The organism is Pseudomonas sp. FYR_7 (assembly GCF_043106155.1).
GTDB classification, from domain to species: domain Bacteria; phylum Pseudomonadota; class Gammaproteobacteria; order Pseudomonadales; family Pseudomonadaceae; genus Aquipseudomonas; species Aquipseudomonas parafulva_B.
In genome coordinates, this window is record NZ_JBICMI010000040.1 from 101287 (window position 1) to 126567 (window position 25281).

At 63.5% G+C, this 25281-nt stretch carries 21 protein-coding genes and 1 pseudogene; 7 read left to right on the top strand and 15 right to left on the bottom strand.

The annotated features are described in order from the left end of the window. The first annotated feature begins 100 nt into the window (after nucleotides 1–100). Complete coding sequence (locus tag ACF8R3_RS10165) at nucleotides 101–5002, top strand: alpha-2-macroglobulin (RefSeq protein WP_392515561.1); 4902 nt, start codon at nucleotides 101–103, stop codon at nucleotides 5000–5002. 53 nt (nucleotides 5003–5055) lie between these two features. Here ACF8R3_RS10165 and ACF8R3_RS10170 read toward each other — a convergent pair whose 3' ends face one another. After that, nucleotides 5056–5349, bottom strand: coding sequence for a hypothetical protein (locus tag ACF8R3_RS10170; protein WP_023535173.1), 294 nt, complete (start codon nucleotides 5347–5349; stop codon nucleotides 5056–5058). Between the two features lie 77 nt (nucleotides 5350–5426). On the opposite strand from ACF8R3_RS10170, the gene pbpC reads away from it, so the two are divergent. Then, entirely contained in the window at nucleotides 5427–7784 is a 2358-nt protein-coding gene (gene pbpC, locus ACF8R3_RS10175) for a peptidoglycan glycosyltransferase PbpC (RefSeq protein ID WP_078479165.1), read from the top strand. Nucleotides 7785–7820: 36 nt separating this feature from the next. Here pbpC and ACF8R3_RS10180 read toward each other — a convergent pair whose 3' ends face one another. The 8 genes from ACF8R3_RS10180 to ACF8R3_RS10215 all read right to left on the bottom strand — a co-directional run bounded on the left by ACF8R3_RS10180 (nucleotide 7821) and on the right by ACF8R3_RS10215 (nucleotide 13927). Next, the gene (locus tag ACF8R3_RS10180) at nucleotides 7821–8576 is read right to left on the bottom strand and encodes a response regulator (protein ID WP_392515566.1); all 756 of its coding nucleotides are present in this window, start codon (nucleotides 8574–8576) and stop codon (nucleotides 7821–7823) included. 140 nt (nucleotides 8577–8716) lie between these two features. Then, a complete protein-coding gene (locus tag ACF8R3_RS10185; RefSeq protein WP_058605282.1) occupies nucleotides 8717–9187 on the bottom strand; it encodes an A24 family peptidase in 471 nt (156 codons plus the stop codon). Between the two features lie 156 nt (nucleotides 9188–9343). Then, nucleotides 9344–9913, bottom strand: a complete 570-nt coding sequence (locus tag ACF8R3_RS10190) for a DUF4136 domain-containing protein (protein WP_078479163.1) — start codon at nucleotides 9911–9913, stop codon at nucleotides 9344–9346. 19 nt (nucleotides 9914–9932) lie between these two features. Then, the gene (locus ACF8R3_RS10195; RefSeq protein WP_078479162.1) at nucleotides 9933–10562 is read right to left on the bottom strand and encodes a DUF4136 domain-containing protein; all 630 of its coding nucleotides are present in this window, start codon (nucleotides 10560–10562) and stop codon (nucleotides 9933–9935) included. 19 nt (nucleotides 10563–10581) lie between these two features. Then, the gene (locus tag ACF8R3_RS10200; RefSeq protein WP_058638401.1) at nucleotides 10582–11331 is read right to left on the bottom strand and encodes a methyltransferase domain-containing protein; all 750 of its coding nucleotides are present in this window, start codon (nucleotides 11329–11331) and stop codon (nucleotides 10582–10584) included. Then, nucleotides 11328–11633 (bottom strand): MazG-like family protein, encoded by a 306-nt coding sequence (locus ACF8R3_RS10205; RefSeq protein ID WP_023535180.1) that lies wholly within the window; start codon nucleotides 11631–11633, stop codon nucleotides 11328–11330. Before ACF8R3_RS10205 ends, ACF8R3_RS10200 begins: the two co-directional genes overlap by 4 nt. 81 nt (nucleotides 11634–11714) lie before the next feature. After that, nucleotides 11715–12572 (bottom strand): MaoC family dehydratase, encoded by an 858-nt coding sequence (locus tag ACF8R3_RS10210; RefSeq protein WP_196126838.1) that lies wholly within the window; start codon nucleotides 12570–12572, stop codon nucleotides 11715–11717. Nucleotides 12573–12574: 2 nt separating this feature from the next. Next, nucleotides 12575–13927, bottom strand: a complete 1353-nt coding sequence (locus ACF8R3_RS10215; protein ID WP_392515562.1) for a 3-oxoacyl-ACP reductase — start codon at nucleotides 13925–13927, stop codon at nucleotides 12575–12577. 116 nt (nucleotides 13928–14043) lie between these two features. Here ACF8R3_RS10215 and ACF8R3_RS10220 point away from each other — a divergent pair, with 116 nt between their 5' ends. Together ACF8R3_RS10220 and ACF8R3_RS10225 are read left to right on the top strand one after the other, a co-directional pair. Further along, complete coding sequence (locus ACF8R3_RS10220; protein WP_058638402.1) at nucleotides 14044–15321, top strand: acetyl-CoA C-acetyltransferase; 1278 nt, start codon at nucleotides 14044–14046, stop codon at nucleotides 15319–15321. A 107-nt stretch (nucleotides 15322–15428) separates the two neighbouring features. After that, nucleotides 15429–16208: an AraC family transcriptional regulator gene (locus ACF8R3_RS10225; RefSeq protein WP_392515563.1), complete on the top strand. Its 780-nt coding sequence runs from the start codon at nucleotides 15429–15431 to the stop codon at nucleotides 16206–16208. Between the two features lie 69 nt (nucleotides 16209–16277). Here the strand turns inward: ACF8R3_RS10225 and ACF8R3_RS10230 are convergent, their stop codons facing one another. The 5 genes and pseudogenes from ACF8R3_RS10230 to ACF8R3_RS10250 all read right to left on the bottom strand — a co-directional run bounded on the left by ACF8R3_RS10230 (nucleotide 16278) and on the right by ACF8R3_RS10250 (nucleotide 21640). Next, nucleotides 16278–17045, bottom strand: coding sequence for a methyl-accepting chemotaxis protein (locus tag ACF8R3_RS10230; RefSeq protein ID WP_371921586.1), 768 nt, complete (start codon nucleotides 17043–17045; stop codon nucleotides 16278–16280). Between the two features lie 90 nt (nucleotides 17046–17135). After that, nucleotides 17136–18221: pseudogene (locus ACF8R3_RS10235) on the bottom strand (sensor histidine kinase); the annotation flags it as partial. A 177-nt stretch (nucleotides 18222–18398) separates the two neighbouring features. Beyond that, nucleotides 18399–18809, bottom strand: coding sequence for a Cu(I)-responsive transcriptional regulator (gene cueR, locus ACF8R3_RS10240; RefSeq protein ID WP_058605274.1), 411 nt, complete (start codon nucleotides 18807–18809; stop codon nucleotides 18399–18401). Continuing rightward, nucleotides 18806–21202 carry a heavy metal translocating P-type ATPase gene (locus tag ACF8R3_RS10245; protein WP_392515564.1) on the bottom strand — a complete coding sequence of 799 codons (2397 nt, stop codon included), beginning with the start codon at nucleotides 21200–21202 and terminating at the stop codon, nucleotides 18806–18808. Before ACF8R3_RS10245 ends, cueR begins: the two co-directional genes overlap by 4 nt. A gap of 51 nt (nucleotides 21203–21253) precedes the next feature. Further along, nucleotides 21254–21640, bottom strand: a complete 387-nt coding sequence (locus tag ACF8R3_RS10250) for a hypothetical protein (protein ID WP_392515565.1) — start codon at nucleotides 21638–21640, stop codon at nucleotides 21254–21256. Nucleotides 21641–21777: 137 nt separating this feature from the next. Here ACF8R3_RS10250 and ACF8R3_RS10255 point away from each other — a divergent pair, with 137 nt between their 5' ends. The 3 genes from ACF8R3_RS10255 to ACF8R3_RS10265 all read left to right on the top strand — a co-directional run bounded on the left by ACF8R3_RS10255 (nucleotide 21778) and on the right by ACF8R3_RS10265 (nucleotide 24314). After that, complete coding sequence (locus ACF8R3_RS10255) at nucleotides 21778–21975, top strand: heavy-metal-associated domain-containing protein (RefSeq protein ID WP_058638393.1); 198 nt, start codon at nucleotides 21778–21780, stop codon at nucleotides 21973–21975. 99 nt (nucleotides 21976–22074) lie between these two features. Continuing rightward, complete coding sequence (locus tag ACF8R3_RS10260; RefSeq protein ID WP_058638392.1) at nucleotides 22075–23256, top strand: multidrug effflux MFS transporter; 1182 nt, start codon at nucleotides 22075–22077, stop codon at nucleotides 23254–23256. A 344-nt stretch (nucleotides 23257–23600) separates the two neighbouring features. Then, nucleotides 23601–24314 carry a helix-turn-helix transcriptional regulator gene (locus tag ACF8R3_RS10265; RefSeq protein WP_058638391.1) on the top strand — a complete coding sequence of 238 codons (714 nt, stop codon included), beginning with the start codon at nucleotides 23601–23603 and terminating at the stop codon, nucleotides 24312–24314. 5 nt (nucleotides 24315–24319) lie between these two features. Here ACF8R3_RS10265 and ACF8R3_RS10270 read toward each other — a convergent pair whose 3' ends face one another. Further along, nucleotides 24320–25267: an adenosine deaminase gene (locus ACF8R3_RS10270; RefSeq protein WP_058638390.1), complete on the bottom strand. Its 948-nt coding sequence runs from the start codon at nucleotides 25265–25267 to the stop codon at nucleotides 24320–24322. Nucleotides 25268–25281: the final 14 nt, after the last annotated feature.

Here is a 25281-nt window from a genome sequence, read left to right on the forward strand (position 1 = left end):
GCGACCAAGGTCTCATCTGGCGCACAACGCTGGGTGTAGCACCTGGCCTTGCGCTATAGTTGCTGCCTTCATCTACACCCTGCCTTCGAGTGTCTACTCCATGTTCAACAAAGGATTGTTGCTGGCCTGCGCGCTGGCCTTGCTCAGCGGCTGTGACTCCTCAACGCCTGACGCCCCAGCGCCTGCCCAGAAGCCAACCGCCAGCGCCAGCGCCGCCGCCAAGACGCCACAGCGCGAAGATCCTGCGGTGCTTGCCAAACGCTACGAGGGCCGTGAGCTGACGGTACTGGATGTGTCGGAAGTACAGCTCGATGGCGCGGCCACACTGTCGGTCAGTTTCTCGGCGCCGCTGGATGCCGACCAGGATTTCACCAACAAGGTCCACCTGGTGGACACGGTCAAGGGCAAGCTGGACGGCGCCTGGGAGCTGTCCGACAGCCAGATGGAGCTGCGCCTGCGTCACCTGGAACCGCAGCGCAAGCTGGTGCTGACGGTGGACAAGGGGCTGCTGGCCGTCAACGGCAAGGCGTTGCAGGAAGAGTCGATCACTCGCCTTGAAACCCGCGACATGCAACCCACCGTTGGCTTCGCCAGCAGGGGCTCGCTACTGCCGACGCGGCTGGCAGAGGGCCTGCCGGTCATCGCATTGAATGTGAACAAGGTGGATGTGGAATTCTTCCGCGTCAAACCCGGCATGATTTCCTCGTTCATGGCCAACTGGGGGCGCAGCAGCAGCCTGGAGTACTACCAGTCCAAGGACACGCTGAGCATGGCCGAACTGGTCTACAGCGGCCGCTTCGACCTCAACCCTGCACGCAACACGCGCGAAACCGTGCTGTTGCCCATTGCCGGCATCAAGCCGCTGCAGGAGCCCGGTGTGTACCTGGCCGTAATGCGCGCCTCGGGAACCTACAATTACTCCCAGCCAGCCACCCTGTTCACCTTGAGCGACATTGGCATATCGGCCCATCGCTACCGTGATCGCATCGATGTATTCGCCCAGGCCCTGGAAGGGGGCAAGGCGATGGATGGCGTGAACATCGAGCTCCACGACAAGAAAGGCAAGCTGCTGGCCCAGGCCAGCACTGATGGAAAAGGTCATGCTGAACTGCCGATCACGTCCAAGGCCGATACCCTCATCGCCACCCAAGGCGTGCACACGACCTTGCTGCAGCTCAATACTGCGGCCTTGGACTTGGCAGAGTTCGACATCACCGGCCCCCAGGCCAATCCGCTGCAACTCTTTATCTTCGGCCCGCGCGACCTGTATCGCCCAGGCGAAACGGTGCTGCTGAACGGCCTGCTGCGCGACCAGGACGGCAAGCCCGTCAAGGCTCAGCCGGTGAACGTTGAAGTACGCAGGCCGGATGAACAAGTCAGCCGCAAGTTCGTCTGGGAAGCAGACGATAAGGGTCTGTTCCAGTACCAGCTGCAACTGGCCACCGAGGCGCCGACCGGCCGCTGGCAACTGCTGCTCGACCTGGGCGGTGGACGCAAGCAGGTCTACGAGTTCCTGGTCGAGGACTTTCTGCCTGAGCGGCTGGCCCTCGACCTCAAGGGTAGCAGCAAGCCCCTGGCCCCTGAGCAGGACGCGCGCATCGAGGTGACTGGCCGCTACCTGTACGGTGCGCCGGCCGCTGGCAATCGCCTGAGTGGCCAGGCCTATGTGCGCCCGCTGCGTGAAGCGGTACCTGCACTGCCGGGCTACCAGTTCGGGTCGGTTACCGAAGGCGAACTGGAGCAGGACCTGGAGCTCGATGAAGTCACCCTCGACCAGGCGGGCAAGGCGGTCTTGGATATTTCCAGCCGCTGGGCAGAGGCGCGTTCGCCGTTGCAACTGACCGTGCAGGCAAGTTTGCAGGAGTCCGGCGGCAGGCCCATTACGCGCCGCCTCGAGCAACCTGTTTGGCCGGCCGAACGCCTGCCAGGCCTGCGTGGCCTGTTCGACGGCGATGAAGCTGACAGTGAAGGCCCGGTGGAATTCGAGTTTCTGGTCGCTAACCGCGAGGGCAAGAAACTGGCCGCCGACGACCTCAAGGTCAGGCTGATCCGCGAGCGACGCGATTACTACTGGAACTACTCGCAAGATGACGGCTGGAGCTACGCCTACAACGAAAAATTCCTGACCCAAGTGGAAGAGACGGTAAGCGTCAAGGCCGACGCCACGGCCAAGCTGAGCTTCCCGGTCGAGTGGGGCCCCTATCGCGTGGAAGTCGAAGACCCGCAGACCGGCTTGGTGTCCAGTCAGCGCTTCTGGGCAGGCTACCGCGCCCAGGACAATGCCGAAGGCGGAGCTGTACGCCCCGACCAGGTCAAGCTGGCCTTGGACAAACCCTCCTACGCCGACGGTGCAACGGCCAAGGTCACGGTTACGCCGCCGGCCGCAGGCAGTGGTTACTTGATGATCGAGTCCAGCGACGGCCCGTTGTGGTGGCAGGAAATCCAGGTACCTGCAGAAGGCAAGACCTTCGATATCCCGCTGGACAAAGCCTGGGCACGCCACGACCTTTACCTCAGCACCTTGGTGGTGCGCCCAGGTGAACGCAAAGCCAATGCCACGCCCAAGCGTGCGGTAGGCGTGTTGCACCTGCCGCTCGACCGTGCCGATCGCAAGCTGGCAGTCAGTTTGCAGGCACCGGAAAAAATGCGTCCCAAGCAGCCGCTGACGGTCAAAATCAAGGCGGCAAACGCCGACGGCAGCGTGCCTGCACAGATACGGGTGCTGGTGTCGGCGGTGGACGTCGGCATTCTCAATATCACCGACTTCAAGACCCCGGATCCATTCGCAAGCCTGTTTGGCCGCAAGGCCTACGGTGCCGACCAGCTCGACATTTACGGGCAACTGATCGAAGCCGGGCAAGGGCGTCTGGCCAGCCTGGCATTCGGTGGTGATGCGGCCATGGCCAAGGGTGGCAAACGCCCCAATACCACCGTCACCATCGTGGCCCAGCAGAGCCTGCCGGTGACCCTGAACGACAAGGGAGAAGGGCAGGCCACGGTCGATATCCCTGATTTCAACGGCGAGCTGCGGCTCATGGCTCAGGCCTGGACCGAGGATCACTTCGGCATGGCAGAGGGCAAGACCGTGGTGGCCGCACCGCTGATTGCCGAACTCTCGGCCCCACGGTTCCTGGCAGGCGGCGATCAGACGCGCCTGGCGCTGGACCTGGCCAACTTGTCGGGAGCTGCCCAGCAGCTGACCGTGCAGGTGACCACCGAAGGACAAGTGAGCATGACCGGCAATGCCACGCAGTCTGTAGCGCTGGCCGAAGGCCAGCGGTCGACCCTGATGATTCCGGTGCAGGCCCAAGGTGGCCTGGGGCAGGGTAAGGTGCATGTGCAGGTGACCGGCCTGCAGTTGGCCGGCGAGGCGCCGACCACGTTCGAGCGCGAATGGACGCTGGGCGTGCGTCCGGCCTATCCCGCCATGCTCAAGCAATTCCGCGTGGCCTTGAAGGATCAGCCCTGGACGCTGCCCGAGGCGGACCTCGCGGCCTTCGAGCCTGCCGGCCTCGAGGGCACGCTGGCCCTGTCGAGCCGACCCCCGCTCAACCTCGCCGAACAGATCCGGGCGCTGAAGGCTTACCCGTATGGGTGCCTTGAGCAGACCACCAGCGGGCTGTACCCGTCGCTGTATGCGGACGCCGATACCCTCAAGCGGCTCGGCATCGAGGGTGAACCGGCCGAGGTGCGCAAGCGCAAGATCGAAATGGGCATCGAGCACCTGTTGGGCATGCAGCGCTACAACGGCAGCTTTGGCTTGTGGAGTGCCGACAGCGAAGAGGAATACTGGCTGACGGCCTATGTCACCGACTTCCTCCTGCGCGCGCGCGACCAAGGCTATGGCGTACCCGCCGAGGCGCTGAAGAAAGCCAACGAGCGGTTGTTGCGCTACCTGCAGGAGCGCAACCTGATCGACGTGGACTACAGCGACGATGCCGATCACACCCGTTTTGCCGTGCAGGCTTACGCCGCGCTGGTGCTGTCGCGCAGTCAGCAGGCGCCCTTGGGCGCGCTGCGCGGGTTGTTCGAGCGCCGCGCCGACGCGCGTTCAGGTCTGCCGTTGGTGCAACTGGCCGTGGCCTTGGACAAGATGGGTGACAAGCCTCGTGCCGACCAGGCCCTGCAGGCAGGGCTTGCCGTCAGCCGCGGCAAGAACTGGATGGCAGATTACGGCAGCCCCCTGCGTGACCAGGCGTTGATCCTGGCACTGCTGCAGGAGAATAAGCTTGCCAGTGGCCAGGTGGACCAGCGGCTCTTCGCCCTGTCCGATGAAGTGGCTGCCAATCGCTGGCTGTCCACCCAGGAGCGCAACGCCTTGTTCTTGGCCGGGCGTGGCCTGCTGGGCACGCCGGAAGTCAAGTGGCAGGCCCGCCTGGACAGCGCCGGTGAGCTGCGTGACTTCAATAACGCCGAAGCCGGCATGAAGTTGGAAGGGCCACTGCTGGCATCGCCGCTGACGGTGCAGAACCAGGGCAGCCAGACCGTCTACCAGCAGCTGACCCTGTCGGGTTACCCGCGTCAGGCGCCGCCTGCCAGTAGCAATGGCATGCAAATCCGCCGCGAGTACCTGGGCATGAAGGGCCAGCCGCTGGACCTGGCGAACCTGCGTAGCGGCGACCTGGTACTCGTACACCTTGCCCTCAAGGCCGATGAGCGCGTTCCCGATGCCTTGGTGGTCGATCTATTGCCTGCGGGCCTGGAGCTCGAAAACCAGAACCTTGCGCAAAGTGCAGCCAGCCTGGATAACGCCAGCGGCGTCGTGAAGCAATGGCGCGAATCGATGCAAAATGCCAACGTGGTTCACCAGGAGTATCGCGACGACCGTTACGTCGCAGCGCTCAAGCTGGACAGCTACGCAACTACGCATCTGCTGTACCTGGCGCGAGCGGTGACCCCTGGCACCTACCGGGTACCACCGCCGCAGGTCGAGTCGATGTACCGCCCGAATCTGCAGGCCGTGGGGGAAGGGCAGGGTGAGATGACGGTCAAGCCTCGCTAGAGGCAGGCCTTGTGCGACGAGCAGAGGCTTTCACCTGTTCGTCGCACGGCCACTCAATGGATCACCCAGCTCATTACCCACAGGCCCAATACCAGCCAGATGATGCCTAGGATGATCGAGGCACGCATGAAGGCGCGGATCGCCGAGAACAGCAGCATCAGGCCAACGATCAGGGCCAGGATGCTGACCAGCGAGGTGTCCATGCCCAAGGTGCGCGACAGGCCATCGACGAAATTGCCGCCGGCATTGGCCAACAGGTTGAACAACCCGCTCAGCGCGTCGACGACGATGCGGATCAGCGATCCCAGTGCTTGCCCCAGCCATTCGAAAAAACCTTCTACATGCATAGTTGCTTCCTGATCAACATGGCGGCGTTCTTGCCGTTTCCAGTGCTTTGGCCCTTTTCAGGGCAGGTCGGTTCCCGATGCCAAGCTTAGCCCGCTGGTGGCGATCGCGACCATGCAAAGCAGTGCGTGCCCTGGTGATTGGCGTGGTGGCCTTGATGGGCCTGCTGTGGCTGGCCGACCGCATCTGGCCTTTGCCCATGCCGTCCGACGACCTGGCCCGGGTCGTGCTGGCAGAAGATGGCACACCGTTGTGGCGATTCGCCGATGCCGACGGGGTGTGGCGCTATCCGGTGAGCCCCGAGCAGGTCTCGCCGTTGTACCTGCAAGCGTTGCTGACGTACGAGGACCGCTGGTTCTACCGGCACCTGGGCGTGAACCCGATGGCCCTGGTCAGGGCGGCGTGGCTGAACGCGCGGGGAGGGCGTGTGGTGTCAGGCGGCAGCACGTTGTCGATGCAGGTGGCACGCCTGCTCGATCCCCATGATCGCACCGTGGCGGGCAAGCTGCGGCAGCTGTGGCGCACACTGCAGCTGGAGTGGCACCTGTCCAAGCGGGAGATTCTGCAAATTTACCTGGACCGCGCGCCGTTCGGCGGCACCTTGCAAGGTGTTGCCGCTGCCAGCTGGGCTTATCTGGGCAAGTCGCCCTTGCATCTGACGCCGTCGGAGGCAGCCCTGCTGGCGGTACTGCCGCAAGCCCCCAGCCGGCTACGCCCTGACCGCCACCCCGAGCGCGCCGAACGCGCACGCAACAAGGTGCTGCAACGGTTGGCGCAGTATCAGGTGTGGCCCGAGCAGCGCCTGCGTGAAGCGGCCGAAGAGCCGCTGGTGCTGGCGCCGCGTCAGGAGCCGGCACTGGCGCCTTTGCTGGCCCGCCGTCTGAACACCCCGGGTAGCCCGCCGTTGATCCGTACCACCGTGGATGCAGGGTTGCAGCGCCGGCTGGAAGACTTGCTGCTGGGATGGCGCGCGCGTCTGCCGGAGCGTACGTCTGCCGCCATCCTGGTGGTCGATGCGCAAACCATGGCTGTACGCGCTTATCTGGGCTCGGTCGACCTCACGGACGCCCGGCGTTTCGGGCACGTGGACATGGTGCGGGCGTTGCGCTCGCCTGGCTCCACGCTCAAGCCGTTTCTGTACGGCCTGGCGATGGACGATGGGCTCATTCATTCCGAGTCGCTGTTGCAGGACGTACCACGGCGTTACGGTGACTACCGTCCGGGCAATTTTTCCAGCGGCTTCAGTGGGCCGGTGTCAGCGAGTTCGGCACTGGCCCTGTCGCTCAACTTGCCCGCCGTGCAACTGCTCGAAGCGTACGGCCCGAAGCGCTTCGCCGCACAACTGCGCATGGGCGGCTTGCCGCTCACGCTACCTCCGTTGGCCGAGCCCAATCTTTCGCTGATCCTGGGCGGTGCCGGTAGCCGTCTGGAAGACCTGGTAGGTGGCTACGCGGCCTTGGCCCGGGAGGGTAGAAGCGCCCAGGTGCGGTTGCAGCCCCAGGCACCCCTGGTGGAGCACCGGCTCATGTCTCCGGGCGCAGCGTGGATCATCCGGCGTATTCTCAGCGGCCAGGCTCGGCCCGACCGCGACCCGCATGCCGAACTGGTACGCCGTCCCCAGCTGGCCTGGAAAACCGGCACCAGCTACGGCTTTCGAGACGCCTGGTCGATTGGCGTCGGCCCTCGCTACCTGATCGGGGTATGGATTGGTCGGCCCGACGGCACCCCTGTGGCCGGGCAGTTCGGCCTGGCCTCGGCCGCCCCGTTGATGCTGCAAGTGCACGACCTGCTCAGCAACCGGGACAGCCAGCGCGGGTTAGAGGCCCCGGTGCAGCGAACGCCTGCCAATGTCGGGGTGGCGGCGATCTGCTGGCCTCTGGGGCAGGCGATGAGCCGCCAGGACGGCAATTGCAGGCGCCAGCGTTTTGCCTGGACCCTGGACGGCACTGTTCCTCCCACGTTGCAGGCGGCCGATCAGCCGCTGGGCCTGGGTTTGCGCGAACACATCTGGGTCAACGACCGCGGCTTGCGCGTGGACAGCAATTGCCCAGGCGCTCAGGCGCGCGAGGTGGCCCTGTGGCCCGCCCCCCTGGAACCCTGGTTGCCTCGGACTGAACGGCGGGCTGCCCGTCTACCGGCCATGGACCCCACATGCCCACCGCAAGGCCCGGTCAGTGCCCCGCCGCTGGCCATCGTCGGTATTCGTTCTGGCGACCATCTGCGTCGCCCCGCCACCAGTGGGGAACCGCTGCAAGTGGCGGTGTCGGCGCTGGGCGGTAGTGGGCGGCGTTGGTGGTTCCTCAATGGACAACCGCTGGGCGAAACCCAAGGGCAGGACAGCCTGATGGTGCGCCTGCCGCAGGCAGGGCAGGCCGAGTTGAGTGCGTTGGACGAAAGTGGTGAAACGGCGCGGGTGGTGTTTCAGGTCAATGAGTAGTATGGCGGTGTGCCGGTGCCGTGGCACCGGCACCTGTCAGTGCGCCGTGAACCGTTGATTCACCGGGGATGAGCCTGGTGTCAGTGCCAAGGCCAGTTGCGTGCGGTTGTGCATATGGGTCAGGCGCAACACCTGGGACACGTACAGTTTCACCGTGTTTTCGGTGATACCCAGTTCACAGGCGATCTGGTAATTGGTCTTGCCCTTGCCCACCAGCCGCGCCACTTCCAATTGACGTGGCGACAGCTTTTCGAATACCGAGGGCAGCTCGGCCTCGGCTTCCTCCATGTCGCCGGCGCGCCGGTGAGCCCCTTGTCCGCGGGCTTTTTCCAGGTCTTGATACAACTCGTCGACGGACTCTGCCAGATCCTGCAGGCGCTGATTGAGCCCACTGAAGTCGTGGAAGTCGCGCTGACGTTCCTGCAGCACCTGCTCCTGGCGGCGTACCCCTTCGAGCAGCTCGTCGAGATCCATCGGTTTCTGGTAGTAGTCGGCAAAGCCTTCGCGCAGCGCCCGAATGACGTCCTGCTTTTCGGCACGGCCGGTCAGCATGATGGCTTCGAACATGCGGTGGCTACCGTCGATCTGCTTCAGGGCGCGCATCAGCTCGATGCCATCGCGTCCGGGCATGTGAAGGTCGCAGATGATCAGACCGATGGCGGGGTCGGCCTCATAGCGTTTTACCGCCTCATCTGTGGAGAGTGCCGATACGCAACTGTATCCCTTGGCTTCCAGGAACTCGCATAGCTGTTCGACGATGACTGGCTGATCATCGACTACCAGCACTTTCATTTCACTTACAGGTTTGGACACGATCAACTCCCTGTGAATATACGGCCCTGCTCCCGGGCTAGACGCTCTGGCAGATTAAAAGTAGCCGTACCTCTCGTAGTTGTACAAGGTGTGTACAAGGTTAGGGACCGCTGGATTCTTCATTGGATCCATACAGCTGTCAGAAGGTAGCCTGCCAGCACGTAGGGGACGAATGCCTGCTTGTCGCCCATGGCTTCGGTCAAGGCCTGGAGGCGTTTTTTCACCTTGGGGTTGAGCAGCGTCCACAAGCGCCTTCGGGTGGTCAGCCAGATCAACAGCGCGACCCCGGCCCCGATGAAGGTCCCGAGCACATGATCGGTGCCGGTGGCCAATGCCAGCGCGCCCATCAGTTTGACGTCATCGGCGCCGAAGTGGCCGAGCATGTAGCCGGGCAAGGTGAGCAGCATGACGATGGCCAGGCCCCAGCCTGCCGAACTGGGATCGGCGCCAAGCCAGGTGTGGCCGGTTGCGAACAGCCACAGCAGGGCCCCTACAGCTACGCCCAGCGTCAACAGGTCCGGGAGCTGGCGCTGGCGCACATCCTGTTCGGTACACAAGGCAAGCCACAGAAGAAGAACAATGCTTTGCATCGACAGGTCGCCTTTCCTAGTAGATGAACACTTACCCGTGCAGTCAGGTTTCCTTAGTCAAGATAGACCGGAACCTGCGTGACGGCCGTGTGCCGCAAGGAAAAGGCGTTGGGAGAATGGGTTTTGTCGCAGTCGTCGTCTGTTGCGGGGCCTCTGCTAGCGTTTGCTGCCAGGTGGATAGTTGCCCAGCACCTGAGCCACCGTTTTCTGAATAGCCTCGTTGCGTTCCTGCGGGCTTGGCGGGTAGTTGTTCATGATCTGCTCGGCACTGCCGCGCCAGACCAGCTTGCCATCGCGCCCATCAAGCAAGTCGACTTGAATGGTTGCGACCTTGTAGTCGACGCTGCGGGTTTCGTTGTACATCGGCCCGCCCCAGTACCCTCCCCAATAGCCACCCCAACCGCCGCCATAGTTGGTGGTGACCTGTTGCTGGCGCTGTTCCACGATCAGGTAGGTGCGCACATTGAGGTCAGCACGCGTGCCAGGGGGCGCTGGGCGTAGGCCCCGCTGATCAAGCTGGTCGCTGACCGCCTGGCGGATGCGCTGCTCGGTCAGGTCGCTCTTGATGCGTGGATCGTCAGGACGATATTGCAGGCCGGGCTCCTGCCAGGCCCAGTTGCGGTAGGCGGCAAAATCACGACTCGCGTCGTAGTCCTGCTGCACGTTATGGCTTGAGCAGGCAGCCAGCAAGGCCGCAAACGACACGAGTAACAGGCGGCGCAACATGATGATTCTCCGTTAGGCGTTAACTGGGAGGATAGCCGCTGAGGGCCTTGCGCACGGCGTCGCGCACGGCATTTTCACGGTCCCGCGGTGAACCCTGGTCGTTGCCGCTTTCGGCACTTGCGCTCCAGATGGCCTGGCCGCTGCGGCTGTCGTACAGGTCGATGCGCACTACCATGACCTCAACCTGATAGGTGCGTACGACCGGAACACTGGCGTAACCCCCGTATCCGTTGCGGTAACCGCCATAGCCCACGTTGCCGTAGGGCCCATGGTAAGGGTCGTAGCTGTCGTAGTCGCGCACTTGGCGCAGGCGTTTTTCCAGGCGGATATCGGCGCCGACGAGCAGGTCACCAACGCCGCTGCGGGCGGGGCGCAAGCCCTGCTGATCGAGCGCTGCGGCCACGGCATCGGCCAGCTGTGCAGGGTCGGCATTGGCCGAACCGCTGGGCAGGCGCCCGTCACGCCAGCTCCAGCTGCGGTAGCGGCCGTAGTCCCTTGCAGGTGCGGGATAAGCGCTTGCGTCGAACGTGGTCGCTGCCTGAGGCGGGGCCGGTGGCAGTGGGCGGCTGCTGGCGACGTAGGGATTGGTCCCTTGGCACCCGGTCAGAACCAAAGCCAGCAGGGCCAGTGGCAACAGACGGTACGGCATGCTTGCTCCTCACGGCAGGTCAACGTGGGCGACAGACCCAATGCAGGTAACGGCCCAGGCCGGCGAAACTCGGATGGCGGCGGTGAGCGAGCTCCATTTCCAGCACGTCCAGCAGCTCGGCGCGGTCCTGGAATTCCTTGGGCATGTAGTCATGGAAAACACGTATGCCGCTTTCACTTTCGACCTGCCACAAAGGTTCAAGTTGCGCCCTGAGCGCCCGCGGATCAAGTGGTTTCTGCGGGGTAAGGCTCTGCTTTTCACCTTCAAGGCGATTACTGCGAAGCTTGCGGAAATGCCCCTTGAGCAGGTTGCGGTAGACCAAGGCATCGCGGTTATAGAACGCCAGCGACAGCCAACCCCCGGGGGCTGTGAGTTGATGCAGAACGGGCAGGATACTTTCCGGCTCAGCCAGCCATTCGAGTACCGCGTGGCACACGACCACGTCGTAGGGCTCGGTCAGCTCACCCAGCAGCGCTTGCCAGGGCGCCTGGATGAACGTTGCCGCCTGGCCGGCCTCGGCAAAGCGGGCCCGTGCCCCTTCGAGCATGGGCTCGGCGGGTTCGGCCAGCGTAAGCTGGTGGCCGCGTTGGGCCAACCATAGCGCCATGTGACCCAGGCCGGCACCGATATCGAGGATGCGCAATGGGCGATCCGGCAGGGCTTCGGCCAGGTCGGCCTGCAAGACTGCCAGCCGGATCGCCCCCTTTGCGCCACCGTAGATTTTCTCTGCAAATCGGGTGGCCAGTTCATCGAAATGACGGTCGTTCATCGTGCGAAGCGCCTTTCGCTGTCAGCCAGCTTGGCGCGGACCACCTGGTCCATGTCCAGCCCCAGTTCACTGCACAACAGCAACAGGTAGAGCACGACGTCGCCCACTTCCTGCCCGGCGTGGGCCAGCTGTTCGGGTGGCAGGCGACGTGACTCGTCCTCGCTGAGCCACTGGAAGATTTCAACCAGCTCGGCCATTTCGACGCTGGCGGCCATGGCCAGGTTCTTTGGGCTGTGGAAACGTTGCCAGTCATTGGTATCGCGGATTTGATGCAGGCGTTGAGTCAGTTCTTGCAGGTTCATCGGGTTCTCCTCATGGCGCATAGCTTCCGCGCAGGGCCATTGCAAAGCAAGCTTCCCTGCACGGGGCGCAGCATGCGCCAGTCAGCCCTGCAAGCGGGCCCAGCGGCCGAGCATGTGTACCACGTCCGTCTGGCCGTCCAGGCGCAGCTCACCCACAGGGCCGACCTGGCTGGCGCTGAGCACCACCTCCGAGGGCAAACGCACGGGTTTTTTAAAATCCACCTCGAACCGATAGCCACTGTGAGGCAAGTGTCCGTGCAGCGCGGCCATGGCCATGGCCTTGCTCCACATGCCGTGGGCGATGGCAGTGGGGAAACCGAACAGCTGGGCGCTGGGTGCGCTGAGGTGAATGGGGTTGTAGTCGCCGCAGACCCTGGCATAACGGCGGCCGATATCACTGTCGGCATACCAGCGCGTGACTTCAGGCAAGTGGCTGGCCTGACCCTCGTCCGCCTCTGCCAGGTTGCCGTCGAGTTTCAACCCGCGCACGAGCATGCGGCTGGTTTCCCGCCAGAGCACGCCAATACCGTCCGCCGCCTCGGTGATCAGGTCGAAGGTTCCGCCTTTGGGGTGGGGCTGCAGGTTGTCGGCATGAACCGCCATGCGCAGCGACTCGATGCCCCCAAGCGGGCGGATGACATCGATGCGGTTGTGCAGGTGGACCAGGCCCAGCAACGGAAAGGGGAACTGCTCGGCGGTCATCAACTGCAGCTGCAGGTTGAACGCCATGATGTGCGGGTACGTAGCAGGCAGCCGGCCATCGTCGACGAAACGGCACAACTGCCGGTAGGCATGCAGTTGCTTAGGCTGAACCGCCAGGGTGCAGCGCAGCCCGTGCGTGGGCAGTTGATTACCGCTGATGCGGCGTTTGCCCGCTGCGCGCAGGTACAGGCTGGCGCGGCTGGCCGGTTGATGCAGGTCGTGCCAGTGTCGTTGCATGCTCAAGCCCCCATCAGTGCCTGGCCGCACACCCGCAGCACCTGGCCGTTAACGGCGCCAGAGCCAGGTTGGCTAAGCCAGGCGATGGCTTCGGCCACGTCCTGGGGCTTACCGCCCTGGCCGAGCGAACTCAGGCGTCGCCCCGCTTCGCGCAAGCCCATGGGCATGGCGCCCGTCATATGGGTTTCAATGAAGCCAGGCGCCACTGCGTTGATGCTGATGCCTTGTTCGGCAAGCGTCGGTGCCCAGGCCTGGGCCAAGCCAATCAGCCCAGCCTTGCTGGCAGCGTAGTTGGATTGCCCCCGGTTGCCGGCGATACCGCTGACCGAAGCCAACAGGGTGATGCGGGCGTCCTCGTGCAACGCGCCGTTATCGAGCAGGGCCTGGGTCAGCAGCTGAGGAGCCTTGAGGTTCACCGCCAGTACGGCGTCCCAATATTCGGGGGTCATGTTCGCCAGGGTCTTGTCACGGGTGATGCCTGCGTTGTGCACCAGGATGTCGAGGCCATCGGGCAATGCCGCCAGCAACTGCTCGGCAGCGTCACCGGCGCAGATGTCCAGGACCAGCGCCTTGCCACCCAGGCGCGCAGCGAGCGCCTGCAATTGCTCGCTGGCTGGGGGCACATCGAGCAGCAGCACATCGGCACCGTCGCGGGCCAGGGTTTCTGCAATGGCGGCGCCGATGCCGCGGGCAGCCCCAGTGATCAGCGCGCGCTTGCCGCTGAGCGGCCGTGTCCAGTCCTCGACCTGAGCCTGGCAGGGCTGTAGGCGCAGCACCTGGCCCGACACGAAGGCGCTCTTGGGCGACAGGAAGAAGCGCAACGCGCCTTCGAGTTGAGATTCGGCGCCGTCACCCACGTACAGCAACTGGGCAGTAGCGCCGTTGCGCAGTTCCTTGGCCAGCGAACGGCTAAACCCTTCGAGGGCACGTTGGGCGACACTGGCCATCGGGTCGGCGACGGCCTCAGGCGGGCGACCCGAGACCACGATATGGGCGCAAGGCGCCAGGTTGCGCAGTAGCGGCTGGAAGAATTCGCGCAACTGCGTGAGCGCATCGCTGTCGGACAAGTGACTGGCATCGAACACCAACGCCTTGATCTTGGGGCCCAACCCAGCGACCCAGGGTTCGCACTGGAGGCCTTGGCCGTTGAAGCCGTAAACCGCGTCGGTCAACCGCGCTGCGAGTGTTTCGACCTGGCGTGCCAAGGGGCCGCCGCCAAGGACCAACGGCCCGTCCACTGGCCGCATGCGGCCCGCTTCCCAGCGCTCCAGGGTGGCTGGACGAGGCAGGCCAAGGCTGTCGACAAGTTTGCGGCCGAGGCTGGAGTTGGCAAAACCAAGGTAGCGATCGCTCATGGTGGGTCCTCCGAAAGCAAGTCTGACAGTGTGGACCAGGATTGTGGCCAGGTCGTTCGAATGCGGCAAAAACACCTAGGCTCTACGGATCAAATTGTTTCAGGAGGAACATGCGCATGCGCTCACTTCGCCGGGTCGCTATTCTGGGCGGCAACCGAATTCCATTCGCCCGTTCCAATGGTGCGTACGCCACAGCCAGCAACCAGGACATGCTGACTGCCGCACTCGAGGGGCTCATCGAACGTTACCGTCTGCACGGCCTGCGCCTTGGCGAGGTGGTGGCAGGCGCGGTACTCAAGCATGCCCGGGACATGAACCTGACACGCGAGTGCGTGCTGGGTTCGCGCCTGTCGGCCTCGACCCCCGCCTATGACATTCAGCAGGCCTGCGGCACCGGGCTGGAAGCGGCATTGCTGGTGGCCAACAAGATTGCCCTCGGGCAGATCGACTGCGGCATTGCGGGCGGCGTCGACACTACGTCCGACGCACCCATCGCCGTGAGCGAAGGCCTGCGCCGGATGATGTTGCAAGCCAACCGGGGCAAGGCGCTGGGTGACCGCCTCAAGCCTTTCCTGGGCTTGCGGCCTCACCACCTCAAGCCTTCGCTGCCGCGCAACGGAGAGCCACGCACCGGGTTGTCGATGGGCGAGCACTGCGAACGCATGGCCAAAACCTGGCGCATTGGCCGGGCCGAGCAGGACGAATTGGCGCTGCGTAGCCATCAATGCCTGGCACGTGCCTACCAGGAAGGTTGGCAAGACGATTTGATGACCCCTTTTCGGTCGCTGACCCGGGACAACAACCTGCGTCCCGACTTGACGCTGGAGCAATTGGCCAAGCTCAAACCGGCCTTCGACCGCAGCGATGAGGGCACCTTGACGGCAGGCAATTCCACGCCGCTGACCGATGGGGCCTCGCTGGTGTTGCTGGGGACCCAGGAGTGGGCAGACCAGCATGGCCTGCCGGTGCTTGCCTATCTGGTCGATGGCGAAACAGCCGCGGTGGATTTCGTCGATGGCCGCGAGGGCCTGCTGATGGCGCCCGTGTATGCGGTGCCGCGCTTGCTGGCCCGCAACAACCTGACGCTGCAGGATTTCGATTACTACGAGATCCATGAGGCATTCGCAGCCCAGGTGCTGTGCACCCTCAAGGCCTGGGAGGATGCCCAGTACTGCCGGGAGCGCCTCGGGCTGGATGCGCCGCTGGGGGCGATCGACCGTTCCCGGCTGAACGTTAAGGGCAGCTCACTTGGGGCAGGGCATCCATTTGCCGCCACCGGTGGGCGCATCCTGGCCAACTTGGCCAAGCTGCTGTCCACGGCGCCTCAAGGACGCGGCCTGATCTCGATCTGCGCCGCAGGCGGGCAGGGCGTTACGGTCATCGTCGAGCGGTGAGCGTCGGTGTTCATCCGGCTGGGTGACCGAAGGTGCACATCGAGTCGGATAACGCCGAGGGCATTTAGGCTGGTAGGCTTGGCTGATCATCATGATAAGAAATCGCCATGCCTGCCATCGGACATCCTCGTCCCATTCCAACGCTCGATTGCCTGCCTCGACCGCTCTATGCACGCGCCGAGCGACTGGTGGCCGGCTCGTGGACGACGTCGCATCAACATGACTGGGTGCAGTTTTCCTATGCCATCAGTGGCGTACTGGGGGTGTATACCCAGGAAGGCAGCTACTTCGCCCCGCCGCAATGGGGCGTGTGGATACCGGCGCAGGCCGAGCATGCCGTGTCCAGTTCGATGCGGGCCGAAATGCGCAGCCTCTATATACGGCGCGATGCCTGCCCGTGGGCCGCGGAGCGTTGTCGTGTACTGGAAGTGACCCCCTTGGCCCGTGAGCTGATCAAGCAGTTCTGCCTGTACCCTGCGCATTACCCCGAAGGCGATAGCGCGCAGGCGCGCCTGGTCGCCGTGCTGCTTGACCAATTGCAGGCGTTGCCGGAAGTGGCGTTTTCGTTGCCGCTGCCACAACACCCAGGCTTGCTTGCCCTGTGCAATGGCCTGATTGCTACACCGGATCAGCCGCAGACCTTGCAGCAATGGGCGTGCGAACTGGGGTGTTCGGAAAAGACCCTGATGCGGTTGTTCCTGCGCGAGACTGGGTTGAGTTTTCGCAACTGGCGCCAGCGCATGCGCTTGCTGTCGTCCTTGACCGCGCTCGAGGCGGGGCACACGGTCACTGACGCGGCGCTGGGCTGCGGGTACGACTCGACCTCCGCCTACATCGCCGCCTTCAAGCAGCTGTTCGGTGCCACGCCGGGCGAGTTGAAGCTGTAGCGGCTTACCGGGTGCGGCGCTGCGCGAGCCCGTGAACGTGCAGGCCCGATGCTCGCGAAGCTCTTGCCGTCAGGTACGGAACCTGCGCACCAGTGAGTCCAGCTCGTTGGACAGGCCGGCGAGGCTTTCGGAGTCCTGGCGGGCGGCCTGGGCCAGTTCCGCCACCAGCTGGGCATCGCCGTGGATCTGGCTGATGTGCCGGTTGATGTCCTCGGCTACCTGGTGCTGCTCTTCGGCTGCCGTGGCGATCTGCGTGTTCATGTCACGGATCACGTCCACCGACTCGCGTATTTGCCCAAAGCTGTCGCGGGCCATGCCGATACGGCTCACCGATTGCTGCGAAACTTCGAGGCTGGCGTGCATTTGCGCCGCCACCTCGGCCGTGCGCCCGGCCAGGTTGCCCAGCAGGCCGTCGATTTCGGCCGTGGAGTCGGCGGTTCGCTTGGCCAGGGCACGTACTTCGTCGGCCACCACCGCGAACCCGCGCCCTTGCTCACCGGCACGGGCAGCTTCGATGGCGGCGTTGAGCGCCAGCAGGTTGGTCTGCTCGGCAATGGAGCGAATGGTGCCCAGGATCGACTGGATGGCGTTGCTGTCGCGCTCAAGCTGCTGGATCGACTGCGCCGACTGCTCGATCTCGTGGCTCAGGCGGTCGACGCTGCTGACGGCGGCATCGATCTGCTGCTGGCCTTCGCGCGCCTGCTGCTGGCCGCTGTCGGCCGACTGCGCCGCCTGGCTGCAGGAGCGCGCGACCTCGTTGGCAGTGGCGACCATTTCATGGAAGGCGGTGGACACCATGTCAACGGCCTCACGCTGGCGCCCGGCGGCCTCGGCCATGTCGCTGGACACGCGTGTCGAGCTGGTGGAGGTGTTGAGGATGTTGCCGGCTGCGGCGCTGATGTGCTGGATCAGGCTGCGAATGGCCCCCAGGAACTGGTTGAACCAGCTCGCCAGCTGGGCAGTTTCGTCACGGCCGCGGATTTCCAGGTTGCGGGTCAGGTCCCCTTCGCCCTGGGCGATGTCCTCAAGCCCATTGGTGACGCTGTTGATCGGGCGCACGATCAGTTTGGCGAACGTGGCACCCACGACGGCGAACACGGCAGCCAGTACCAGCGCGACGATCCCGATCAGCCAGGTCAGGCGGGTGGTGGTCTGCATCACCTCGCGTTGCTCGATCAGCCCGATCAGCGTCCAGCCCAGCTGTTCGTCCGGGTAGATATTGGCCATGTAGCGAACACCGTCCAGCTCGACTTCGGCCAGGCCCTTGCCGTGCTTGGCAAGCTCGGCGTAGCCGTCGCCGAAGCTCGCCAGTTGTTTGAAGTTGTGCGCAGTATCCCGTGGGTCTACCAGGACGTTGCCGTTGTTTTCGACCAGCAGCAGGTACCCGCTCTCGCCCAGCTTGATCTGCTTGACGATTTCGGTGAGGCCTTTGATGGAAACGTCGACGTTGACCACGCCGCCAGGGTTACCCAGCTGGTTGGCCACGGCACGTACGGTGCTGACCAGCACGGCATCGTCGGCGGCCCAGTAGTAGGCACCGGTGCGCAGGGTCTTGCCAGGGTTAGCCATGGCCAGCTGGTACCAAGGGCGTGTACGCGGATCGTAGTTGACGAACTTCTGCCCTGCCGGCCAGCCGACGTAGCCCCCGTCGGCGACCCCGTAGGAGAGGTAGGCATAGGCAGGATGGGCATTGGCCAGGCTGGTCATGAACGCCAGAATCTTGCTCGATTGCTCGCCCAGTTCGTAGGACGGCGTGGCGCTCATGTACTTGGTCAGTTCGTTGCCAGTGGCCGCCACCAAGGGTTGCGAGGCCATGTACTCCACGTTCTGGCTGATGCCTTGGAAGAAGATGTTCATCGCGTTGCTGACCTGACGGATTTCTCGGCTGCTGCTGTCGAGGAAGCCGTCCCTGGCCTCGCCGCGTAGGTTCAGTACCACCAAGGTGGCCACCAGCACGATGGGCAGGGCGGCGATGATCGCAAAGGCCCAGGTCAGTTTCTGTTTGATGCTCATCGGCGCTCCCGAATTATTGTTGTCGACACATGAGGCAGGTACCTAATGCATCGGCAGCAACCGAATTTTATGTAGGAAAACGCCCGTAAATATTGGGCGAAGTCGCTATTGATGCCTATTCGGTCGCGTTTGGACGGGTATGCCCTATGAGCTTGGTTGCGGGGCTGTCGGAAATGCTCAGCGGCAGCAGCGCCCCGGCGCTTCGTTGGCCAGTTCCTTGAGAATCGGACAGTCCGGGCGGTCATCGCCGTGGCAACTGGAAACCAGCTCGACCAGGGTGTCGCGCAGGCTAACCAGTTCCTCGATGCGCCTGTTCAACGCATCGATATGCTGGTTGGCCAGTGCCTTGACATCAGCACTGGCTCGCTGCCGGTCCTGCCACAAGGTGAGCAACTTGCCGACTTCCTCAAGGGAAAACCCCAGGTCGCGCGAGCGTTTGATGAAGGCCAAAGCATGCAGGTCCGCAGGCTGATAGATCCGATAACCGCTGTCGCTGCGCAAGGCAGGCTTGAGCAGGCCGATGGATTCGTAATAGCGGATCATCTTGGTGCTGAGCCCGGTACGGGCTGCCGCTTGGCCAATGTTCATGGTGCCTCCTGATCGAGGGCGGGCTTCCAGGCCTTGAGCAACAGCGCATTACTGACCACGCTGACGCTGGAGAGCGCCATGGCCGCGCCTGCCATGACCGGGTTGAGGTAACCGAAGGCAGCCAGCGGGATGCCGACGAGGTTGTAGATGAACGCCCAGAACAGGTTCTGGCGAATCTTTGCGTAGGTTCTACGGCTGATTTCAAGGGCTGCTGGCACCAGCCGCGGATCACCGCGCATCAGGGTGATGCCGGCGGCCTGCATGGCCACATCCGTGCCACCGCCCATGGCGATGCCGATGTCTGCAGCCGCCAACGCCGGTGCGTCGTTGACGCCGTCGCCGACCATGGCAACGGCACCGCCCTGCTTGAGGGCTTCCACGGTGGCGGCTTTGTCCGCTGGCAGCACCTCGGCGTAGGCATCGGTAATGCCGAGGGCGGCCGCCACGGCCATGGCGCTGCCCCGGTTGTCGCCAGTGAGCAAGTAGCTGCTGATGTGCTGATTGCGCAGGGTCTGGACCGCCTGATCGGCCCCGGGCTTGAGGCTGTCGCCGAACGCGATCAGGCCAAGCACGCTGGGTGAGGCCCCGCTCTGGACGAGCCAGGACAAGGTGCGCCCCTGTGCTTCCCAGGCGTCAGCCGATGCGGCCAGTTCACCGGGCGCCAGGCCAAGGTCTTGCAGCAGGCGGCGATTGCCCAGTGCCAAGTCACGCCCATCGACACGTCCGGCAATGCCGCGGCCGGTCAGGGACTGGCTCTCGGTCACCTCGGGCACACGCAGGCCACGGTCGGCGCAGGCGTCCAGCACGGCTTTGGCCAGCGGGTGTTCACTGCCGCGCTGAAGCGCGCCGGCCAATCGGTAAAGGTTGTCCGTATCGCCGTCCAGCGCTTGGCTATGCACCACTTTCGGGCTGCCGGAGGTGAGCGTACCTGTTTTATCGAATACGACGCGGTTGACGGCCTGCGCGCGTTCGAGTGCTTCTGCATCTTTGATGAGGATGCCGTGACGTGCGGCAACACCTGTGCCCGCCATGATCGCGGCCGGCGTTGCCAGCCCTAGCGCGCATGGGCAGGCGATGACCAGAACGGCCACTGCATTGATCACGGCGGTTTCAAACGGCGCACCGGCCAGCCACCATCCCAACAAGGTCATCGCGGCGAGTATCAGTACCGCCGGCACGAAGACCTGGCTGACTCGGTCGACCAGTTTTTGAATGGGAGCCTTGGCAGCCTGGGCGTCTTCGACCAGGCGGATGATGCGAGCCAGGACGGTTTCGGTGCCAAGCGCCTGCGTGCGGACCAGCAACCGACCCTCGCCGTTGATCGCACCTCCGGTGACGCTGTCCCCGGGTTGCTTGGCGACTGGTAGGCTTTCGCCGCTGATCAGGGCTTCATCGGCATGGCTGTGGCCGTCTTCGACGATACCGTCGACCGGAAAACGCTCACCTGGCTTGACCATGACCAGGTCACCCACGCGCAGGTGGGCGATGGCGACCTCCTGCTCGACGCCATCGATGACCCTTAACGCACGCTCCGGACGCAGCGCTTCCAGTGCGCGTATGGCGCTGGCGGTCTGGCGCTTGGCACGGCTTTCCAGGTACTTGCCCAGCATGACCAGGGCGATGACCACTGCACTGGCTTCGAAGTAGAGGTGGGGTGTGCTACCCGATGGCGCGTTGGCCCATTGATAAAGACTCAAGCCGTAACCGGCACTGGTACCGAGGGCAACCAGCAGGTCCATGTTGCCGCTGCGCGCACGCACGGCTTTCCAGGCCGCCACATAGAAGCGGGCGCCCAGGATGAACTGCACCGGCGTTGCCAGCAGAAACTGCGCCCAGGCCGGCAGCATCCAGTGCAGGCCCAACGGTTGTACCAACATGGGCAACACCAGGGGAAAAGCCAGCAGCAGCGCCGCGGTGACTGCAAGGCGTTCCCGGCGCAAGCGGCGTTGGGTCGTCGCCTGTTCACTTTCGGATGCGTGCGGCAGGCTGGCGTGGTAACCGGCTTGCCCTATCGCATCGATCAGCGCCACATCCTGCACGCCATCGAGGACGTTCAGGTGGGCACGTTCGTTGGCCAGATTGACGCTGACCTTGAGAACCCCCTGCACCTTGGCCAGCGCACGCTCGACCCGGCTGACGCAGCTGGCGCAGGTCATGCCGGCGATCTGCAATTCCACCGTATGGCTGGGCACCGCATAACCGGCTGCGTGTACAGCGTTGACCAGTGCATCCAGGCTATCGGCCGACGCCTGCACACGGGCCTGCTCGTTGGCAAGGTTGACGGTGACGTGTTCTGCGCCGGTGACCTTGCGCAAGGCGCGTTCCACTCGGCCAGCGCAGCTGGCGCAGGTCATGCCGGAGACGGGCAGGTGATAAGTGACGGGCGTGGACATGATTTCCTCCTTGGGCACGCTGCCAGCATCAACCTTGCCATGCGGGGAAGGTCAATAGTCCAACGGCGCTCGCTTGAGCTCCATCCCATACTGACCCATCGCGATGCGGTACTTGTTGATCTGCCCGGCTTGCAGGTTCAACCGGATGCTACGTTGATCTTCAAGACCCGGGGCGCAACCGGGTGTCTGCCCAGGCAGCAGGCGCAGGCGCACATCGACAGGGCCCGCAGGCAGGTTGAACGACGTGGACTGTTCCTGGAACAGTCGCCCCGACAGTTGATCGTTCAGGTAGACACCGATCTCGCAACTGGTGGCCACTTCAAGCCGTTCGCGGGAAATGATCAGCACGCTGTAGGCCGAGTTGTCTTCGGCGATGGCCGGCGGCACCGCCGCGAGCGCACCCAGCAGCCCGATGAAGCCCATTGCTGTCCTGAACATGAACACTCTCCTGCTTGCCTGTTTCAAAGTCGCAGCTTGGCCGAGGTGGACGCGAATTGCCACCTCCAGACACGCACGCTTGACCTTGTCCCCATGGCAAGCTTGAAACTCGCTGAAAACCCAGAGGAGGTATTCCCATGCACGTATTCTCGGTAGAAGGCATGACCTGTGGCCATTGCGTGAAGGCGGTTACCCAAGCCGTCCAAGCCCTAGATGGCGCTGCCAAGGTAGATGTCGACTTGGCAAAGAAGCAGGTCCGCGTCGACAGCAGTGCCAACCCGGCGCAGATACGGGCGGCCATCCAGGAAGAGGGTTACCAGGCCGAGATTGCATAAGCGCTCGAGCCAGGTAACGCGATTGTTGGATTGTTTTACGCAGGACGGGGTCCACAGCAGGTAGAATGTGCAACTTTGTTAGCTTGCTATGGATTCCCGATGAACCTGCGAATGGTCCTTATCCTGGGCGCACTCAGTGCGTTCGGGCCTTTGGCGATCGACTTCTATCTGCCTGCCTTTCCGGCGATAGCCCAGGCGTTCGCCACTGATGAAAAACACGTCCAGACTACCCTGGCCGCCTACTTTCTCGGGCTGTCCATCGGGCAGTTGCTCTATGGCCCGGTGGCTGACCGTTTCGGTCGGCGCAAGCCATTGCTGTTCGGCGTGGCGCTTTTTACCCTGGCATCGCTGGCCTGCGCCTATGCGCCCAACCTGGACACCCTGATCCTGGCGCGCTTTGTCCAGGCACTGGGCGGCTGCGCGGGTATGGTGCTGTCGCGGGCGATTGTCAGCGACAAGTGCGACCCGGTGGCTTCGGCCAAAGTGTTCTCCCAGCTGGTGCTTGTCATGGGTTTGGCGCCGATCCTTGCGCCCATGCTGGGCGGCGTGTTGGTCAACCATGTTGGGTGGCAGTTCATATTCCTGTCCCTGAGCCTGTTCAGTGCCGGCTGCCTGCTCGCCGTCAGCCTCGGGCTGCCTGAAAGCATGCCTGATCATATTCCCCGGCAGCCATTGTCAGGCGCTTTGCGTCAGTACTTGCGCCTGCTCGCCGACCGCGTGTTCCTGGGGCACGCCTTGACGGGCGGTATCGCTATTGCCGGCATGTTCGCCTACATCGCAGGCTCGCCGTTCGTGTTCATCAAGTTGTACGGGGTACCTGCCGAGCATTACGGCTGGTTCTTCGGTGCCAATGCTGCGGGGTTCATCCTGATGGCTCAGGTGAACGCCCGCCTGCTGGCCAAACGCGGGCCCGCTTGGCTGCTGAGCCGTGCGGTATGGGTGTACCTGATAGCAGGCCTGACATTGCTGAGCATGGCGGCGTTCAAGCCCGCAGCGCTCTGGCCGCTATTGGTACCGCTGTTCGTGTGCATCGCGAGCCTGGGGTTCATTCTGCCCAATGCCTCTGCTTGTGCCATGAGCGGGCAAGGCGCTCGGGCGGGCAGCGCTTCTGCCTTGATGGGCTGCGTGCAGTTCAGTGTTGCCGCAGGGGCCGCGGCGTTGGTGGGTGTACTGCACGATGGCAGCGCGGTGCCCATGGCGTTGGTGATGAGCCTGTGCGGGGCGCTGGTGGTAACGGTTGCGCTGTTGACGCGGCGCCTGCAATCGAGGCGCTCGGTGTGAGGCATGAAGAACCTTCGATAATATCTGCGCTATTTGGTGAAGACGGCTGTGGGCATCTTCCGAATTCGCAATAAGCGATATGCCTTGACTCATCCCATGCTGAGCCATTTTTTCTGTCAAACCGCCGAGATACAGGCTGCTTTGCGAACATGCCGCTGAAGAAGCCTCCTGCAAAGGGTAGCCCTACCCAGTGGCATTTTTGCGACAACGAGGCCTGGCAGTGGCGCCAGGGTGGCTCCAGGTGCGGCTTATACTGACGAGCCAGGCCAGCGCGAGCGAGGGCGTTCGTGGGCCAGGGTCGGCCATCGCATCTACACAGTGAATTTGCAGGGAGTCACAGGGACATGAACGCAGCCAGCAGCATCAGCCAGATCGCCAGCCTGATGGCCGACCCCAAGCGCAGTGCCATGTTATGGGCCTTGATCGATGGCACACCCCGCCTGGCCAATGAGTTGGCCATCATGACCGGGCTAAGCGCCTCATCGGCTTGTGCACACCTTTCGCTGCTTTCTTCAGCGGGTCTGCTTCGGCATGAGGCCCGGGGGCGCAAACGTTATTTCCGCTTGGCAACGCCTCAGGTGGGCGCCGCTGTGGAGGCCCTTGCCAGCGTGCAGCTCGAACAGGCAAGAAACCGTCATGCCCACACGCCGCGCCCTACATTGCCCATGTCCGTGCGACGCGCCAGACGGTGCGGCGATCACCTGGGCGGTGAGCTTGCGGGCGAACTCTACCACCGCCTGGTAGTGGCCGGATGGCTGGAGGGTTGTGGGCGGCAGTTGGTGGTCAGCGATGAGGGGCGGGCGCAACTGGCTAGCCTCGGCGTATACATCGATGCGTTGGCACCGCATCAGCCCCGAGCATGCACGATGTGCCGCTGCACCGAGTGGCATGACATGGAGCCGCACCTGGGGGGCGTTCTGGGCCAGGCGCTGTTCCGCCTGTTCCTGCAATCGGGATGGATACGCGAGGCCGAGGATACCCGGGCGCTGCACATATCACCGCTGGGTATCCAGCAGATCAATCGCATCGCCCGGGTCGAGACGCTGCAGGTGGGCTGAGTGCGTCAGACCAGGCGCGCATCCAGGCTGTTCTGGGCAAGCCGGCGAGCCTGGTCTTGGGTCATTCCCAGGTGAGTGTGCAGGGCATGGAAGTTTTCCGTCACGTAGCCCCCGAAATAGGCTGGGTCGTCTGAGTTGACGGTGACTTTTACGCCTTTTTCCAACATGTCGAGAATGTTGTGTTGGCTCATGTGGTCGAACACGCACAGCTTGGTGTTGGACAATGGGCACACGGTCAAGGGAATCTGCTCGTCGATGATGCGCTGCATCAGGCGCTCGTCTTCGATGGCGCGCACGCCGTGATCGATACGTTTGATCTGGAGCAGGTCCAGCGCTTGCCAGATGTACTCAGGCGGGCCTTCCTCGCCGGCATGCGCAACGGCCACAAAGCCTTCGCTGCGTGCCCTGTCGAACACACGTTGGAACTTGCTGGGTGGGTGGCCCATTTCGGAACTGTCCAGCCCAACGGCAATGAACGCATCGCGAAACGGCAGGGCCTGGTCCAACGTATTTTGGGCTTCGTCTTCGCTCAGGTGGCGAAGGAAGCTCAGGATCAGGCCGCTGCTGATGCCCAACTGGTCACGGCCATCCTTGAGTGCCTGGTTGATGCCATTGAGCACCACTTCAAAAGGAATGCCGCGGTCGGTGTGTGTCTGTGGATCGAAGAAGGGCTCGGTGTGAATCACATTCTGCGCTTTGCAACGCTGTAGGTAAGCCCACGTGAGGTCGTAGAAGTCCTGTTCGGTGCGCAGAACGTCGGCGCCCTGGTAGTACAGGTCGAGAAACTCCTGCAGGTTGTTGAAGGCGTACGCACCGCGCAACGTCTCGACATCAGCCCAGGGCAGAGCAATCTTGTTGCGCTCGGCCAGAGCGAACAGCAGCTCGGGTTCCAGGGAGCCTTCAAGGTGCAGGTGCAGTTCGGCCTTGGGCAGGGCGTTCAACCAGTCATACATATAAGGTGATCTCA

Excerpts from the sequence above, each read along its gene's own strand:
- ACF8R3_RS10220 (WP_058638402.1), top strand. The coding sequence starts at position 14,044 with ATGCGCTCACTTCGCCGGGTCGCTATTCTGGGCGGCAACCGAATTCCA.
- ACF8R3_RS10205 (WP_023535180.1), bottom strand. The coding sequence starts at position 11,633 with ATGAACCTGCAAGAACTGACTCAACGCCTGCATCAAATCCGCGATACC.
- ACF8R3_RS10225 (WP_392515563.1), top strand. The coding sequence starts at position 15,429 with ATGCCTGCCATCGGACATCCTCGTCCCATTCCAACGCTCGATTGCCTG.
- pbpC (WP_078479165.1), top strand. The coding sequence starts at position 5,427 with ATGCCAAGCTTAGCCCGCTGGTGGCGATCGCGACCATGCAAAGCAGTG.
- ACF8R3_RS10270 (WP_058638390.1), bottom strand. The coding sequence starts at position 25,267 with ATGTATGACTGGTTGAACGCCCTGCCCAAGGCCGAACTGCACCTGCAC.
- ACF8R3_RS10165 (WP_392515561.1), top strand. The coding sequence starts at position 101 with ATGTTCAACAAAGGATTGTTGCTGGCCTGCGCGCTGGCCTTGCTCAGC.
- ACF8R3_RS10245 (WP_392515564.1), bottom strand. The coding sequence starts at position 21,202 with ATGTCCACGCCCGTCACTTATCACCTGCCCGTCTCCGGCATGACCTGC.
- ACF8R3_RS10265 (WP_058638391.1), top strand. The coding sequence starts at position 23,601 with ATGAACGCAGCCAGCAGCATCAGCCAGATCGCCAGCCTGATGGCCGAC.
- ACF8R3_RS10180 (WP_392515566.1), bottom strand. The coding sequence starts at position 8,576 with ATGAAAGTGCTGGTAGTCGATGATCAGCCAGTCATCGTCGAACAGCTA.
- ACF8R3_RS10210 (WP_196126838.1), bottom strand. The coding sequence starts at position 12,572 with ATGCAACGACACTGGCACGACCTGCATCAACCGGCCAGCCGCGCCAGC.
- ACF8R3_RS10260 (WP_058638392.1), top strand. The coding sequence starts at position 22,075 with ATGAACCTGCGAATGGTCCTTATCCTGGGCGCACTCAGTGCGTTCGGG.
- ACF8R3_RS10170 (WP_023535173.1), bottom strand. The coding sequence starts at position 5,349 with ATGCATGTAGAAGGTTTTTTCGAATGGCTGGGGCAAGCACTGGGATCG.
- ACF8R3_RS10250 (WP_392515565.1), bottom strand. The coding sequence starts at position 21,640 with ATGTTCAGGACAGCAATGGGCTTCATCGGGCTGCTGGGTGCGCTCGCG.
- ACF8R3_RS10195 (WP_078479162.1), bottom strand. The coding sequence starts at position 10,562 with ATGCCGTACCGTCTGTTGCCACTGGCCCTGCTGGCTTTGGTTCTGACC.
- ACF8R3_RS10200 (WP_058638401.1), bottom strand. The coding sequence starts at position 11,331 with ATGAACGACCGTCATTTCGATGAACTGGCCACCCGATTTGCAGAGAAA.
- ACF8R3_RS10185 (WP_058605282.1), bottom strand. The coding sequence starts at position 9,187 with ATGCAAAGCATTGTTCTTCTTCTGTGGCTTGCCTTGTGTACCGAACAG.
- ACF8R3_RS10255 (WP_058638393.1), top strand. The coding sequence starts at position 21,778 with ATGCACGTATTCTCGGTAGAAGGCATGACCTGTGGCCATTGCGTGAAG.
- ACF8R3_RS10215 (WP_392515562.1), bottom strand. The coding sequence starts at position 13,927 with ATGAGCGATCGCTACCTTGGTTTTGCCAACTCCAGCCTCGGCCGCAAA.
- cueR (WP_058605274.1), bottom strand. The coding sequence starts at position 18,809 with ATGAACATTGGCCAAGCGGCAGCCCGTACCGGGCTCAGCACCAAGATG.
- ACF8R3_RS10230 (WP_371921586.1), bottom strand. The coding sequence starts at position 17,045 with ATGGCCGAGGCCGCCGGGCGCCAGCGTGAGGCCGTTGACATGGTGTCC.
- ACF8R3_RS10190 (WP_078479163.1), bottom strand. The coding sequence starts at position 9,913 with ATGTTGCGCCGCCTGTTACTCGTGTCGTTTGCGGCCTTGCTGGCTGCC.